This window comes from Sphingomonas sp. (genome assembly GCF_050725575.1).
Classification (GTDB): Bacteria; Pseudomonadota; Alphaproteobacteria; order Sphingomonadales; family Sphingomonadaceae; genus Sphingomonas.
Genome location: NZ_JBOHHW010000037.1, coordinates 18,540 through 30,816 on the forward strand (window position 1 = coordinate 18,540; position 12,277 = coordinate 30,816).

The window sequence follows — 12,277 nt, forward strand, 5'->3', positions numbered from 1 at the left end:
GCGGGCTGTGGTCGCGACTCGCTAGGAAAAGCCATCGACACAGATGGAGTGACCGTAATGACCGAAGAAACCAAGACCAGCCGCAAGCTGCCGCTCAAGGCGTCGCTCGCCGCCGTGGCGCTACTTGGTGTCGGAGTCGCCGCCGGGGCGACTGCGATCAAGGCAAGTGGGCCATCGATCGAAATGGCGCCGATCCAGCCAGTGGCGATCGGTGGCCTGACCGACAATGGCAGCGTGGTGACGCTGCGCGGGAAAGTGAGCGAGGTCTATGGGCCGATGTTCGTGCTGCAGGACGGCAGCGGTCGTGCGCTGATCGATTCGAGACGCCGGCCGGGGCCGTTCGGCATCGGAATGACCAGCCTGGTCACGACCGGCGCGACCGTGACGATCCAAGGCCATTTTCATGACGGTATCGTTCGCGCTTCCTTTCTGATCGGCGCGGACGGCAAGGTGACCGCGCTGGGCGGCCCGCCGCATGGCCCCAGGGGGCCGCGATTTAGTGGCCCGGATGGCGAGCGGGAGGGGCGCGACGGTCCGCCACCGCCGCCGCCGGCTGATGGGGCCGCACCGCCGCCGCCTGCCGTTCAACCGCCGGTCGTGCCGGCTCAGCCAGTGACCGGCAACAGCGCCGGCTGATAAAGAAAGGGCGGCGACCTGTCCGGTCGCCGCCCCATTTTCGCTCAGCGGCAGATGCGCACGCGACGGCCGTAGCGCCAATCGGTCCAGCAACGGCGGTAGCCATTGTTCCAGCCATAGTAACGGCCACGATCCCAGCGATCACCGCGCCAGTAACGATCGCCACGCCAGCGCCGGTCGCCGCGCCAACCGCGATCACCACGCCAACCGCGATCACCGCGCCAGCCACGATCACCGCGCCAGCGGCGGTCGCCGCGATCGCCACGCCAATGACGGTCACCGCGATCATAGCGGTCGTGATAGCCACCACCGCGACCATGATCGTAGCGCTGGGCGTTTGCGGTGCCGCTCACGCTCATCGCCGCGACCATCAGGCCGATGGCAACGAGAAATTTGGGCATTTTCATGGGTACATCCTTTCCAGCCCGCCACGTCGGGCATATCGGGAAGAATACGCGCATGATTGAATCCTGTTCCTGAACCGGGCGGTTATCGCAGGTTCAGGCTTAGCCCAGCCGCACCGACTGTCCGCCATCGACTGGCAGCAGCGCGCCGGTCACGAAGCGCGCATCGTCCGATGCCAGCCACAATGCAGCGTGCGCCACGTCCCAGGCTGTGCCCATCCGTCCCATCGGCACGCGCGCGTCGCGCTTGGCGCGCAATTCGGCCTGCGCCTCGCCGGTCAGGCCAGCCCAGCCCTGGATCGCCATCGGCGTGTCGATCAGGCCGGGGAGGATCGCATTGCAGCGGATCTGGTGCCGGGCATTGAACGCCGCGACGCTGGTAGTGAGCTTGTTCACGCCGGCCTTCGACACTTCATAGGCGATGATCCCGGACGGGGCGATCGCGGCGAGCGAGGAGACGTTGACGATCGCGCCGCCGCCTTGCGCGCGCATTACCGGCAAGGCGTGCTTGATCGTCTGCATCATAGCGGTGAGGTTGAGGTGGAGGATCGCGTCGAATCGCACGGGGTCGCTCGCCTCGACCGACGCGTCGCCAGCACCACCGCCGACATTGTTATGGAGAATGTCCAGCCGGCCAAGCGCGGCGACGCCCGCCGCGATCAGCGCCGCACACTCGGCCTCGTCGCGAATATCGGCAGCATGGGCATGCGCGGTGCCGCCTTCGCCGGCGATAAGCGCGGCGGTTTCCTTGGCCCGGTCGAGATTGCGGTCGACACAGAAGACCGCGGCACCTTCGCGGGCGAACAGGATCGCTGTCGCGCGGCCATTGCCGATCGTCTCGCCCGGTGTCTGCCCGGCACCGATGACGATCGCGGTCTTGCCCGCCAGCCGGCCGGTCATGCGCGGCGGTCCAGGTCGGGATCGAGCACCAGGCCCTTGTCGAGCTGCACGCCGAAGCTGTTCAGCAGCATCGACACCTGAGTGTATTGGCCGACGGTATAGACCAGATCCATGCGTTGCTCGGTGCGGAAATGCCGGGCAAGCGCCGCCCAATGCGCGTCGGTGATGAAATGGTCGCGGGTCAGGTCGTCGCACGCATCGAGGATCGCGGCATCGGCTTCGCTCCAGCCAGGCGCGGCGCTGCCGGTCTTGATCCGGGCGATCTCATCGTCGGTCAGCCCGGCGCGCTTGCCGATCACGACATGCTGTGCCCATTCATAGCCCGAGCCGCAGTTGAAACCCGTCCGCAGCACGGCAAGTTCGCGCTCGCGTCCGGGCAGCGTGTTATACTTGCCGAGGATGTAATTGCCCCATTTGAGGAATCGGTCGAGTGCACCGGGGTGCCGCGCCATGGTACGGAAGATATTGAGCACGAAGTTGCGCTCGACGAAGGGCGCGAGGACTTCTCTCTGCGCATCGGTCGCTTCGGCATCCGATAGCGGTTCGATCCGTGCTTTGCCCAGGCGCATGCAACTCTCCCGTTTTTGAACTACGGGTACGCTAGTTCGTCCGGCTGGCCGAGTCTCGGTCCAATTGGGCGACCATCGCCTCATACGCCGTCTGAAGACGAACGGCGACGCTCGGGCGTCCTATGGACGGGGTGCCGAGATGTGCGGCGCGGAGCTCGTCCATGAAGTCTGCCCACATCTCCGGTCCGCCCTCTTCGAGCAGTTGTGCGCGGATCGCGAGATCGGGCGTGACGGGCAGATGGCGCCGGCCCCACGAGCCGAGCTGGACGATCAGCGGCACGAGCTGAATCGCCGGCTCGGTCAGGCTGTAGATATGTTTCTGCTTATGGCTCGGGTCGTCGGTAATCGCGAGAAAGCCAGCCGCGACCAGTTTCTTGAGTCGGTCGGCAAGGATGTTCGACGCGATGCGCTCCTCCGACGCGACCAGTAATTCGCGGAAATGGCGGCGATTACCGAACATCACATCGCGGATGATGATCAGACTCCAGCGGTCGCCCAATGCCTGGATCGTGAGGTTGATCGGGCAGCCCGATCGGGGGTTGTCGATATGGATTGGCATGACTGATTGCAAAATAGGATCAGTTGTGTAGAAAGCAACTGCTTTTGATTCGCAATCAGTTTTGAGAGGACGAATGATGACGAAGATTCGCGTTGGCGGTTTCTCGACATCGGTGGACGGTTTCGGTGCCGGCCCTGATCAGGATCTGGACAATCCACTCGGAGTGCGGGGCGATGAGCTGCACGAATGGCTTGTCGGCACCAGGACCTTCCATGCCATGCGGTGAGGAAGACGGCTCGACCGGCATTGACGAGCGTTATTCTGCCCGGGCGATGCATGGATTGGGTGCCTGGATCCTCGGCCGCAACATGTTCGGACCCGTTCGCGGCGCGTGGCCGAACGAGGGGGCGAACGCCGACTGGAAGGGCTGGTGGGGCGACACTCCGCCTTTTCATTGCCCGGTGTTCGTCCTGACGCATCATACCCGGGCGCCGATCGAGATGAAGGGCGGCACGATATTCCATTTCGTGACGGGCGGGCCGGATGAAGCGCTGAGGCTGGCGAAGGAAGCGGCGGATGGCCGCGATATCCGCATCGGCGGCGGCCCGGCGACCATCCGCCAGTATCTGCAGGCCGGCGCGATCGACGAACTGCATTTCGCGGTGGCGCCGGTGATGCTGGGCAGCGGCGAAGCGATGTTCGCCGGGATCGACCTGCTGGCGCTCGGCTATAAGGTGACCGAGCATGCCCAGGGCGAGAATGCGATGCACATCGTGCTGACGAAGTAAGTGATAGAGAGAGATGACCATCAAGATCTACGCGCACCCCCTGTCGTCCTACTGCCAGAAGGTGCTGATCGCATTGTATGAGAACGGCACCTCGTTTGACTATCGCGAGCTTGGGCCGGACACGCCCGACTATGCCCGGGAGTTTGCGACGCTCTGGCCGCTTCAGCACATGCCGTTGCTGGTCGATGGAGAGCGTTCGGTCGCCGAGACCAGCGTGATCATCGAATATCTCGACCATTATCATCCTGGTACGGCGCCGATGATTCCGGCGGACACCGACGCCGCGCTCGAAGCGCGCTTCATGGACCGGTTCTTCGACAATTATGTCATGACCCCATTGCAGACCGTGGTGTTCGAGCGCCGCCGGCCCGAGGGCAATGCCGACCCCTATGGCGTCGGGAAGGCGCGGGAGATGCTGGCCCGGGCCTATGGCTGGCTCGATACGGTGATGGCGACGCGGGAATGGGCGGCGGGCGATACATTCGGCCTGGCCGATTGCGCGGCGGCGCCGGCGTTGCTCTACGCTAAACACGCCTTGCCGTTCGACGAGTTCGACCATGTCGCGGCCTATCATGAGCGGCTGGAAGCGCGCCCCTCAGTGGCGCGGACGCGGGATGAGGGTAAGCCGTATTGGGAGTGGTTTCCGCTGGCGAACGGGTAGGTGGAGAGTCCTCGCCGTTCGACCTAAGCTGCTTCCCCGGCCAAGGCCGATGCCCAGTCGGATGGCCGAGGTACGACGCGCAACGGCTATTATCATTTGTTTCCCGACTGGGCACCGGCCTTGGCCGGGGAAGCGGGCCTGGATGGTGGGCTCGCTGCCTCTAACCCCGAACGACGGATCGCGGGCTGGCTGACGGGGTTGAGCCGTTCCATGTTGAAATTCTGCGCGAATTCGATGCCGGCCTTGCCGTCGGCAGCCCAGCGCAGCTTGGCCGGGAACATCTGGCCCTCGAGCAGCTCGATCAGCAGGTCAATGCCATCGACCTCGCCGTCGATTTCGATCCCGTCGATCATCGCACCGGTCGAGGACATGTTGCGGATGCGGACCTCGCCTTCGACGCCATCGGCAGCAATGCGCGCAGTGCGCAGCATCTTGGTGCGCGGCGAGCGGCTGACACGGTAGCCGGTGGCGGTGGCCATGCCGCCCTTTGCGGCAAGCTGTTCGAGCACCGCCGGGGCGCCGGCTGCCTTGCCATAGACATAGCCTTGGATGTGGCTGCAGCCCAGTTCGCGGATCAGCGCGATCTCATCCTGAACCTCGACGCCCTCGGCGGTGGTTTCCATGCCGAGCGTGTCGGCGAGCGTGACGATTGCCTTGATGATCGCGGCGTTGCGGTTGCCGGCGACTGCGGCACCACGCACGAAGCTCTGGTCGATCTTGATCTTGTCGAACGGCGCTTGCTTCAGATAGCCGAGCGAGGAATAGCCGGTGCCGAAATCGTCAAGTGCGAGACGCACGCCGATCGTCTTCAGATTCTTGAACATCTGTTCCGATGAGGCGTCCTCATTGTTGAGGAACACACCTTCGGTGATTTCGAGCTCGAGGCGGTCCGGGCGAATGCCCGACCGCGCCAGCGCATTGGTGATTACGGCAGGCAGGGCTGGATTGGCGAACTGGATCGGCGAGACATTGACCGCGACGCGGATGTCGCGCGGCCAGGTTGCGGCATCGGCGCAGGCGGTGCGCAAAACCCATTCGCCGATCGTCTCGATCAGGCCGCAATCCTCGGCGACGGGGATGAACTCGGCTGGGCTGACTGCGCCACGCGTCGGGTGGTTCCAGCGCAGCAGCGCTTCGTAACCGACGATCCGCTCACTCTTCGTGCTGACCACCGGCTGATAGGCGACATGGAATTCATGCTGCGCGAGCGCGTTGCGCAGGTCGTCCTCGAGCTGTTTGCGGTTCTGCGCACCGTGCAGCAGCTCCTCGCGGTAGAAGCGGTGGATGCCCCGCCCGTCGGCCTTGGCGGCATAGAGCGCGAGATCGGCGTTGCGCACCAGCGTCTCCGAATCCTCGCCATCGACCGGGGCAATCGAAATGCCGATCGAGCAGCCGATCGTGATCGACGATCCATCGATGAAATAGGGCTGTGACAGTGAGGCGATGATCGCGCGGGCCAATTCGGCGAGCCGGTCGCGATTGGCCTCGCGCGCCAGCACGACCTGGAATTCGTCGCCGCCGAGGCGCCCGACCAGCCCGGCATCGCCGACGCTGCGCAGCAGCCGCTGGCTGACCTGTTTGAGCAGTGCGTCGCCGGTCTGGTGGCCGAGCGTGTCATTGACCGCCTTGAAGCGGTCGAGATCGAGCAGCAGCAGCGCGGGCGACCCATAGCCGCCGCCTTGCGGTGCCAGCGTCTGATCGAGCGCGAGGCGCATGCGCTGACGATTGGCGAGCCCGGTCAGGCCGTCGAACAGCGCAAGGCGTGTGATCTCGGCTTCCGACTTGCGCTTTTCGGTCAGGTCGCTGCCATTGCCGATAAAACCCTGAAAGCGGTTCAGCCCGTCGAGGATCGGCCGGCCCGAGATCGACCACCAGCGCTCCGTCCCGCCGGCTGCGGCGCGCACCGGATAGCCGGAAAAGGATGTGCGGGAAGAGAGATGGAAGCCCAAAGTGCGCTCGGTATCGGGTGAGGCGCTGTCGACCTTGAATACCGCGGTGAGCTGTGATCCGATCGCCTCATTATCAGGGGTGCTGACCTCACTGGCAACCTGGGGCGAGAGATAGACCAAGCGGCCCTGGCGATCGGTCTGCCAGAACCAGCCGCTGCCATGATCTTCGAATTCGCGGATCAGGCGCAGCGCGAGATTGCCGTCATTGGTATCGGCCTCGCGTTCCTCGGCCTGGGCCCGATCGAGCCGCGCGAGGCCGCTGGTGGCGATGATCAGGCAGGCGAGAAACACCGCGGCGATGCCGGTGACCACGCCCAGGCCATTGTGCAGCGCAATGGTCGCGACCAGCGCTCCCGCATAGCCGAGCGTCGCGGCGCGCAACGCCTGAAGCGCCATGGCGGTAACGATGACCGCGCCGAACACGGCGACGAAGCCGGCGAGTTGCAGCGTGCCGTTCGAGACGTGCGTTGTCATCCACAGCATCGAGAATAGCCCGGCACCCAATCCCGTGGCGTAGACCAGCGAGAGCCGGACCTTGATATGCGGCGACCAGTTGCGTGGCGCGGGCAGCTTGAGCAGCGCCAGCGCGACAAGGCCGAGCAGGACAACCAATCCGCCCCGCACCGCGATTGGTGCGAGCAGATCATGGAGCCCGACGGTCGTGGCGGTGGCGAGCAGCATGGCCGCCGCCAGGGTCTGGGTAAGCAGGGCGGCCGGCCAGGCTGTCGCTGCCTGTTCGAATTGCAATTGATGCGCGTCGGGCGCCCTGTCCTCGTCGACGCCGAGCGACAGATCGCTCCACAACGAGGTCATCGATCCGAGAATCTCGGACATGGGATTGAACGGCCGGCGCATCGATTTTTTGGATAACGACAAGGCATTCGGATTTACTTGCTGTTGATGGTTAACAAGATGTGTCGCGAGGTGATGGCCAGGGTGCAAAGGCCCTTGGCCACCCGGCACGCTCGGCATATGGACTGCGCCAAAGCGAGTGCCGGGAACCGACCATGACAGTGATTATCCGCGAAGACGATTTGATCGAGAGCGTCGCCGACGCGTTGCAGTTCATCAGCTATTACCATCCGATGGATTATATCCGCGCACTGGGCGTCGCCTATGAGGCGGAGGAAAGTCCGGCGGCCAAGGACGCGATCGCGCAGATACTGACCAACAGCCGTATGTGCGCCGAGGGGCATCGCCCGATCTGCCAGGACACCGGCATCGTCACGGTGTTCATCAAATGGGGTCAGGACTGCCGGCTGGAAAAGGGCGACCGCAGCTTGCAGGAGGTCGTCGATGAAGGCGTGCGCCGCGCCTATCTCCACCCGGAGAACAAGCTGCGTGCCTCGATCCTCGCCGATCCAGCCTTCACGCGCCGTAATACCAGGGACAACACGCCTAGTGTGCTGAATGTCGAGATGGTGCCGGGCAACACGGTGTCGATCGATGTCGCGGCGAAGGGTGGTGGCAGCGAGAACAAGTCCAAGTTCAAGATGATGAACCCGAGCGATTCGATTGTCGACTGGGTGCTCGAAATGCTGCCGCAAATGGGTGCCGGCTGGTGCCCGCCGGGCATGCTCGGCATCGGCATTGGCGGCACTGCCGAAAAATCGATGCTGCTTGCCAAGCAAAGCCTGATGGGCGCGATCGACATGGCGCAGTTGAAGCAGCGCGGGCCGCAGAACGATATCGAGAAGCTGCGCATCGAGATTTACGACAAGGTCAATGCGCTGGGCATCGGCGCGCAGGGACTTGGCGGGCTGTCGACCATTCTAGACGTCAAGATTGTCGATTGGCCGACTCATGCCGCGTCCAAGCCGGTGGCGATGATCCCCAATTGCGCCGCGACGCGCCATGCGCATTTCACGCTCGACGGCTCCGGCCCGGCCTATCTCGAAGCGCCCAAGCTGGAGGAATGGCCCGACGTCAACTGGACGCCGGACAAGGCGGCGATCCGGGTCGATCTCGACACGCTGACGCCGGAGGTGGTGCAGGGCTGGAAGCAGGGCGACCGGCTGCTGCTCAACGGCAAGATGCTCACCGGGCGCGATGCCGCGCACAAGCGCATCAAGGACATGCTCGATGCGGGCGAGGAACTGCCGGTCGAGTTCCGGGGGCGCGTGATCTATTATGTCGGCCCGGTCGATCCGGTCGGCGAGGAAGTGGTCGGTCCGGCCGGCCCGACCACCGCGACGCGGATGGACAAGTTCACGCGGATGATGCTCGCCCAGGGGCTGCTCGCGATGGTCGGCAAGGCCGAGCGCGGCCCGGCCGCGACCGAAGCGATCGCCGAAGCGAAGAGCGCCTATCTGATGGCGGTCGGCGGCGCGGCCTATCTTGTCGCCCGCGCGATCAAGGGGTCGAAAGTGGTCGGCTTCGCGGATCTCGGTATGGAGGCGATCTACGAATTCGACGTAAGCGATTTCCCGGTCACGGTGGCGGTCGATTCAAGCGGCGCCAATGTCCACACGCTGGCGCCTCTAGTGTGGAAGGAAAAGATCGCACAGCGAGCGCTGGAGACCGCGTGACGCAGGGATCTGCCCGGACCGATCTGCGGATCGGGCAGCTTAACGTGGCGGAAGGGCCAGCGTTCGAAGAATTCTACGAGATTTTCTGCGAGGCTCTCCCTGCGAGCGAACGCAAGCCACGGGAGCTGATCGTGGCGCTGGCGACGCGATCAGATTATTACCTCCTGATCGGCGAAATTGGCGGTCGGGTGATGTCGTTCGCGATCCTCTATCTGTCCGATCGCTATCCGATCGCGTTGCTGGAATATCTCGGAACATCAGCCGCCGCACGCGGGAAGGGCCTGGGCGCGGAGATGTTTCGTGCGGCGATCGACCGGATCGGCAGCGATAGCCTGGTGATAGAGGTCGATAGCGATCGTCAGGACAGCGGCGATCTGGAGATGCGCCGTCGGCGCAAGCAATTCTACGCCCGGTTGGGCGCGCGGCAGATCCCCGGTGTCGAGTACCGGATGCCCAAGATCGGCGCTGACTCGCCGCCCGAGCTCGACCTGATGGTCCGGCCGGGGGGCGGTCGAACGCATGTTACGAAGGATGAGATGGCTGCCTGGATCGAGGACATCTTTCGCGGCGCCTATCATCGGGCCGTCCCGCGTGAGGAATTGGCGAGAATGATCCAGGCGATGCCCTCGCACGTCGATTTGATCCCTTGAAGCACCGTCGGTGATGATTGCCCTGCCGATCTGGTTGCCCGCGACGGTGTTCGCCGGCGCGCTACAGGCATGGCGCACGGCGGTGCAGCGCAAGGTCGGGCGGGACCTGTCGGTCAATGCGGCGGGGCTGGTGCGCTATCTTTATGGCCTGCCGTTCGCGATCCTGTTCGTCCTGGCCTATCAATGGGTGATCGCGCCGGCGCCGTTCCCGGTGCTTGGTGCCAGGTTCCTGTTGCTCTGCGTAGCGGGCGGGATCGCGCAGATTGTTGCGACCAATTTGTTGCTGATGGCGTTCGACGAGCGCAATTTCGTGGTTGGTACGGCCTATTCGAAGACCGAGGCGGTGCAGAGCGCGCTGCTCTCCGTCGTGCTGCTGGGCGAGGGATTGGGCCGGCTTACCTGGCTTGGTATCGGTTTCGGTGTGGCCGGGATCATGATGCTGTCGACCGGTGGCAAGCTGATGAGTGCTGGGGACCTGATCCGCGCGCTCGGCCAGCGGGCGGCGCGTTATGGCGTTGCCTCGGGCTTCTTCTTTGCACTGACCACGATTGCGATCCGCCGCGCAACCTTCGAGGTTGCGACCGACGACAAACTGCGCGCGGCGCTGATCGTGCTCGCGACGACCGTGGCGCTGCAGACGGTGCTACAGGGCGGCTATATCTTTTGGCGCGAGCGCGAGCAGATCGCGAAGGTGTTCGCCAACTGGCGCGTCGCGGGGCAAGTCGGGCTGATGTCGTCGCTCGGATCGGCATGCTGGTTCACCGGTTTTGCCACGGCGCCGGTCGCGCTGGTGCGAATCGTCGGCCAAGTCGAGGTAGTGTTCACCATGGGGTTCGCGCATTTCTATCTCGGCGAACGGATCGCGCGGAGCGAAGCGATCGGGCTGTTGCTGGTCGCGGTCGGCGTGGTGCTGGCGCTCGCCGGATCGCTTTGAGGGAAGGACATTGATGGCCCGCAAGATCGTCCTCGGATCGCCGCTCACGCCGGTCGCGCTGGCGAAGAAGCTGAAAACGGCGCTGGGTGGACGCGACAGGGAGGTGAAGGCCGGCGTGACCGGGCAGGGGACCGATCGCGACATGATGCTGTTCTATCTCCGACCCAATGTCCGGAACGCGTTTCCAAGAGCTCTGACCGCGACGATCGAGCCCGACGGCGATGGCTCCCGGATTGCGGGAAAGATTGGCGCGCCGCCCAGTGCGGCGGTTTTTCTCGGCTGCTGGTTCGGTGTCCTGACGTTGTTCCTGGCCCTTGCCGTGCGCTGGATGATCGAGTCGGGCACGGCGTTCGGCGATGGCTGGCGGCTGATCGCGGTCCCGCTTGCGATGATGGCGTTCGGCGGCTGGCTGTACCGGCGCAGCGTGGCGACCGCGAAGGAAGACGAGGCGGCGATCCTCGCCTTTCTTGACGACACCATTTCAGCCTGTCCGGTTTGATGCGCCACCGGCCTTGCCCGCAACATCGCATCGTGTGAGTGGGCGAAATGAGTAGCCTGCCGAGTCTCAAGCGCCTCATGAAGGGCGCCCTTACCGCCCTGCTCTTCGCGACCGTGATGGCGTGCCTGGCGATTACCATCGTGCCGCGCTTTCTCGACCGGGTCTACTATCGTGGGCCGGTCAGTATGCATTTCGACGGCCAGCGCTTCCTCAATCCGGATGGCGATCAGGATGTGCTGCGCGCGCCGGGCGGCGGCAGCCGCGCCCAGTTCTTCTGGCGCTATCTGACCGGCAATGACGGGCGCGCGCCCTGGCCGGCCCATGTCGCGGTGACGAAGAAGCCAGTCGCTGCGCGAGTCGCGGGCAGCGCGATGGTCGCGACCTGGGTCGGTCATGCGACCGTGCTGGTGCAGACCGAGGGGCTCAATATCCTGACTGACCCGATCTGGAGCCGGACCGCAGGCCCGTTCGGCACCGGGCCCAAGCGGGTGACCGAGCCGGGCATCGCGTTCGACAATTTGCCGAAGATCGATCTCGTGCTGATCAGCCATGATCACTACGACCATCTCGATCAGGCGACGCTCAGGAAATTATGGAAGCGCGACAAGCCGTTGATCGTCACCAGTCTCGGCAACGACAGCGTTATCGGCCAGGTCGGCGTATCGTCCCGGGCGCTCGACTGGGGCGGCCGGGCCATGATCCGGCCCGGTGTGGACGTGATCATCACGCGCAGCCATCATTGGGACAGCCGCTGGTTCACCGACCGCAACCGTGCCTTGTGGTCGAGCTTCGTCGTGACGCTGCCCGGTGGCAATCTCTTCTTTGCCGGCGATACCGGCCCGGGCGACTTGAAATGGGCGGAGGAGGCAGCGGCCTATGGCCCGATCCGGCTGGCGCTGTTGCCGATCGGCGCGTTTCGTTTTCAGCCCGGACAGATGCGATCGGATACCCATATCGGCCCGATCGATGCGGCCGAGATCTATCGCCGACTCGGAGCGAGCCGGGGGATCGCGATCCATTGGGGTACGTTCCGGCTCTCTTACGAAGCCTATGACACGCCACCCAGATTGCTTGAGAAAATGGTGCGCTGTTCAGGGATGAGCGGTTTCACGGCGGCCAGGATCGGCCAGCCGATGACGATCGCACCCTATGCGGCGCCGAAGCGGGAAACAGCGGCGTCACAGGAAGATGTCATACGATGCCTGAAGAGCGCCGGAGGTTTTGCGCTGCGTTAGGGAAATGTCCGATATTGATACCTAA

General features: G+C 64.4%; 14 protein-coding genes. 9 read left to right on the plus strand and 5 right to left on the minus strand.

Annotated features, from left to right (window positions below; translation table 11 throughout):
* Positions 1–57: 57 nt before the first annotated feature.
* Entirely contained in the window at positions 58–636 is a 579-nt protein-coding gene (locus ACRECS_RS20145; RefSeq protein WP_431584739.1) for a hypothetical protein, read from the plus strand.
* A 44-nt stretch (positions 637–680) separates the two neighbouring features.
* Here the strand turns inward: ACRECS_RS20145 and ACRECS_RS20150 are convergent, their stop codons facing one another.
* From ACRECS_RS20150 to ACRECS_RS20165, 4 genes are all read right to left on the minus strand, one after another.
* Positions 681–1,043 (minus strand): hypothetical protein, encoded by a 363-nt coding sequence (locus ACRECS_RS20150; protein WP_431584740.1) that lies wholly within the window; start codon positions 1,041–1,043, stop codon positions 681–683.
* A 99-nt stretch (positions 1,044–1,142) separates the two neighbouring features.
* On the minus strand, positions 1,143–1,940 hold the full coding sequence (locus tag ACRECS_RS20155; RefSeq protein ID WP_431584741.1) for an SDR family NAD(P)-dependent oxidoreductase: 798 nt from the start codon (positions 1,938–1,940) through the stop codon (positions 1,143–1,145).
* Positions 1,937–2,509 (minus strand): carboxymuconolactone decarboxylase family protein, encoded by a 573-nt coding sequence (locus ACRECS_RS20160; RefSeq protein ID WP_431584742.1) that lies wholly within the window; start codon positions 2,507–2,509, stop codon positions 1,937–1,939. The genes ACRECS_RS20155 and ACRECS_RS20160 overlap by 4 nt, the downstream gene beginning before the upstream one ends.
* A 31-nt stretch (positions 2,510–2,540) precedes the next feature.
* Positions 2,541–3,008, minus strand: coding sequence for a winged helix-turn-helix transcriptional regulator (locus ACRECS_RS20165; protein ID WP_431584743.1), 468 nt, complete (start codon positions 3,006–3,008; stop codon positions 2,541–2,543).
* A 136-nt stretch (positions 3,009–3,144) separates the two neighbouring features.
* On the opposite strand from ACRECS_RS20165, the gene ACRECS_RS20170 reads away from it, so the two are divergent.
* Genes ACRECS_RS20170 through ACRECS_RS20180 form a run of 3 tightly spaced genes read left to right on the plus strand, consistent with a single transcriptional unit; the run spans position 3,145 to position 4,457 of the window.
* Complete coding sequence (locus tag ACRECS_RS20170) at positions 3,145–3,294, plus strand: hypothetical protein (RefSeq protein WP_431584744.1); 150 nt, start codon at positions 3,145–3,147, stop codon at positions 3,292–3,294.
* Positions 3,281–3,796, plus strand: a complete 516-nt coding sequence (locus ACRECS_RS20175) for a dihydrofolate reductase family protein (protein ID WP_431584745.1) — start codon at positions 3,281–3,283, stop codon at positions 3,794–3,796. The genes ACRECS_RS20170 and ACRECS_RS20175 overlap by 14 nt, the downstream gene beginning before the upstream one ends.
* 13 nt (positions 3,797–3,809) lie before the next feature.
* Positions 3,810–4,457, plus strand: a complete 648-nt coding sequence (locus ACRECS_RS20180; RefSeq protein ID WP_431584746.1) for a glutathione S-transferase family protein — start codon at positions 3,810–3,812, stop codon at positions 4,455–4,457.
* A 92-nt stretch (positions 4,458–4,549) separates the two neighbouring features.
* On the opposite strand, the gene ACRECS_RS20185 is transcribed toward ACRECS_RS20180, so the two are convergent.
* The gene (locus tag ACRECS_RS20185; protein WP_431584747.1) at positions 4,550–7,240 is read right to left on the minus strand and encodes a putative bifunctional diguanylate cyclase/phosphodiesterase; all 2,691 of its coding nucleotides are present in this window, start codon (positions 7,238–7,240) and stop codon (positions 4,550–4,552) included.
* 173 nt (positions 7,241–7,413) lie between these two features.
* Here ACRECS_RS20185 and ACRECS_RS20190 point away from each other — a divergent pair, with 173 nt between their 5' ends.
* Genes ACRECS_RS20190 through ACRECS_RS20210 form a run of 5 tightly spaced genes read left to right on the plus strand, consistent with a single transcriptional unit; the run spans position 7,414 to position 12,252 of the window.
* Complete coding sequence (locus ACRECS_RS20190; protein WP_431584748.1) at positions 7,414–8,934, plus strand: fumarate hydratase; 1,521 nt, start codon at positions 7,414–7,416, stop codon at positions 8,932–8,934.
* On the plus strand, positions 8,931–9,584 hold the full coding sequence (locus tag ACRECS_RS20195; RefSeq protein WP_431584749.1) for a GNAT family N-acetyltransferase: 654 nt from the start codon (positions 8,931–8,933) through the stop codon (positions 9,582–9,584). The genes ACRECS_RS20190 and ACRECS_RS20195 overlap by 4 nt, the downstream gene beginning before the upstream one ends.
* A gap of 13 nt (positions 9,585–9,597) precedes the next feature.
* Positions 9,598–10,518 carry an EamA family transporter gene (locus ACRECS_RS20200; protein ID WP_431584772.1) on the plus strand — a complete coding sequence of 307 codons (921 nt, stop codon included), beginning with the start codon at positions 9,598–9,600 and terminating at the stop codon, positions 10,516–10,518.
* Positions 10,519–10,531: 13 nt separating this feature from the next.
* Entirely contained in the window at positions 10,532–11,017 is a 486-nt protein-coding gene (locus ACRECS_RS20205; RefSeq protein WP_431584750.1) for a hypothetical protein, read from the plus strand.
* A gap of 47 nt (positions 11,018–11,064) precedes the next feature.
* Positions 11,065–12,252, plus strand: coding sequence for an MBL fold metallo-hydrolase (locus ACRECS_RS20210; protein ID WP_431584751.1), 1,188 nt, complete (start codon positions 11,065–11,067; stop codon positions 12,250–12,252).
* The last annotated feature ends 25 nt before the right edge of the window (positions 12,253–12,277 follow it).

Bases quoted from the DNA above. Each gene is read 5' to 3' on its own strand.
- ACRECS_RS20145 (WP_431584739.1), top strand. From the start codon at position 58: ATGACCGAAGAAACCAAGACCAGCCGCAAGCTGCCGCTCAAGGCGTCG.
- ACRECS_RS20150 (WP_431584740.1), bottom strand. From the start codon at position 1,043: ATGAAAATGCCCAAATTTCTCGTTGCCATCGGCCTGATGGTCGCGGCG.
- ACRECS_RS20155 (WP_431584741.1), bottom strand. From the start codon at position 1,940: ATGACCGGCCGGCTGGCGGGCAAGACCGCGATCGTCATCGGTGCCGGG.
- ACRECS_RS20160 (WP_431584742.1), bottom strand. From the start codon at position 2,509: ATGCGCCTGGGCAAAGCACGGATCGAACCGCTATCGGATGCCGAAGCG.
- ACRECS_RS20170 (WP_431584744.1), top strand. From the start codon at position 3,145: ATGACGAAGATTCGCGTTGGCGGTTTCTCGACATCGGTGGACGGTTTC.
- ACRECS_RS20175 (WP_431584745.1), top strand. From the start codon at position 3,281: ATGCCATGCGGTGAGGAAGACGGCTCGACCGGCATTGACGAGCGTTAT.
- ACRECS_RS20180 (WP_431584746.1), top strand. From the start codon at position 3,810: ATGACCATCAAGATCTACGCGCACCCCCTGTCGTCCTACTGCCAGAAG.
- ACRECS_RS20185 (WP_431584747.1), bottom strand. From the start codon at position 7,240: ATGTCCGAGATTCTCGGATCGATGACCTCGTTGTGGAGCGATCTGTCG.
- ACRECS_RS20190 (WP_431584748.1), top strand. From the start codon at position 7,414: ATGACAGTGATTATCCGCGAAGACGATTTGATCGAGAGCGTCGCCGAC.
- ACRECS_RS20200 (WP_431584772.1), top strand. From the start codon at position 9,598: ATGATTGCCCTGCCGATCTGGTTGCCCGCGACGGTGTTCGCCGGCGCG.
- ACRECS_RS20205 (WP_431584750.1), top strand. From the start codon at position 10,532: ATGGCCCGCAAGATCGTCCTCGGATCGCCGCTCACGCCGGTCGCGCTG.
- ACRECS_RS20210 (WP_431584751.1), top strand. From the start codon at position 11,065: ATGAGTAGCCTGCCGAGTCTCAAGCGCCTCATGAAGGGCGCCCTTACC.